The following is a 1,408-nucleotide window of genomic DNA, read 5'->3' as shown; positions in this document are numbered from 1 at the left end:
GATGATCCGATCGTGATCGTGGGGATGGCGTGCCGTTATCCGGGTGGGGTGGCCTCTCCGGAGGATCTGTGGCGGCTGGTGGTCGAGGAGACCGACGCGATCACCGGTTTCCCGACATCGCGCGGCTGGGATCTCGGAGCGTTGTACAACCCGGATCGGGAGAGCCGTGGAACCAGTTACGTGCGTGAGGGCGGGTTCCTGCACGACGCGGGGGAGTTCGATCCGGGGTTCTTCGGGATCTCGCCCCGCGAGGCGCTGGCGATGGACCCGCAGCAGCGACTGTTGCTTGAGGCGTCCTGGGAGGCGGTCGAGCGGGCCGGGATCGATCCGGTCTCGCTGCGCGGTAGCCGTACCGGCGTGTTCGCCGGGGTCATGTACCACGATTACGCGACCGGTGTGGAGTTTCCACCGGAGGTGATGAGCTTCTCCGGTACCGGTAGCGCCGGTAGTGTCGCGACCGGCCGGCTGTCCTACACCCTCGGCCTGGAAGGGCCGGCGGTGACCGTGGACACCGCGTGCTCCTCCTCGCTGGTGGCACTGCACCTGGCCGCACAGGCCCTGCGCGGTGATGAGTGCTCGCTGGCGCTGGCCGGTGGGGTGACCGTGATGGCCACGCCGAACTCGTTCATCGACTTCAGCGCCCAGGGTGGGCTGGCCGCCGATGGACGGTGCAAGGCGTTCGCCGACAGCGCCGACGGTGCGGGGTGGGCCGAGGGCGTGGGCATGCTGGTGCTGGAGCGGTTGTCGGACGCGCGCCGTAACGGTCATCAGGTGCTGGCGGTGGTGCGGGGTTCGGCGGTGAACCAGGACGGCGCGTCGAACGGGTTGACGGCGCCGAACGGTCCGTCGCAGCAGCGGGTGATCCGCCAGGCACTGGCCGGCGCCGGGCTGGCCCCGGCGGACGTGGACGTGGTGGAGGGTCACGGGACCGGGACGACGCTGGGTGACCCGATCGAGGCGCAGGCCCTGCTGGCGACGTACGGCCAGGACAGATCGGACGACCGGCCGCTGCTGCTGGGCTCGATCAAGTCGAACATCGGCCACACCCAGGCGGCCGCCGGTGTGGCAGGTGTGATCAAGATGGTGCTCGCGATGCGGCACGGGGTGCTGCCCAGGACGCTGCATGTGGACGCACCCTCGTCACATGTGGACTGGGCCTCTGGTGCGGTGGAGTTGCTGACCGAGCCGAGGGCGTGGCCGGAGACCGACCGTCCGCGCCGGGCTGCGGTGTCGTCGTTCGGGATCAGTGGCACCAACGCGCATGTGATCGTCGAGCAGGGCCCGGAGGCCGAGCGGGTCACGGCCGAAGCGCAGGACCGGATGCCGGATGCCGTCGTGGAGCCGCCGGTGGTTTCGGTGGTGGTGTCGGGTCGTACGGCGGAGGCGTTGCGGGCGCAGGCCGGGCGGT

The 1,408-nt window shown here is 70.3% G+C and carries 1 protein-coding gene; it reads left to right on the top strand.

What is annotated here, in order from left to right; all coding sequences use genetic code 11:
• Positions 1–1,408, top strand: a 1,408-nt coding sequence (locus ABZ260_RS51045; protein WP_355633206.1) for a polyketide synthase, incomplete at both ends; no start/stop codon positions are given.

The sequence above is a fragment of the Streptosporangium sp. NPDC006013 genome (genome assembly GCF_040614275.1).
Classification (GTDB): domain Bacteria; phylum Actinomycetota; class Actinomycetes; order Streptosporangiales; family Streptosporangiaceae; genus Streptosporangium.
This window is presented reverse-complemented; position numbering and strand designations above follow the sequence as displayed.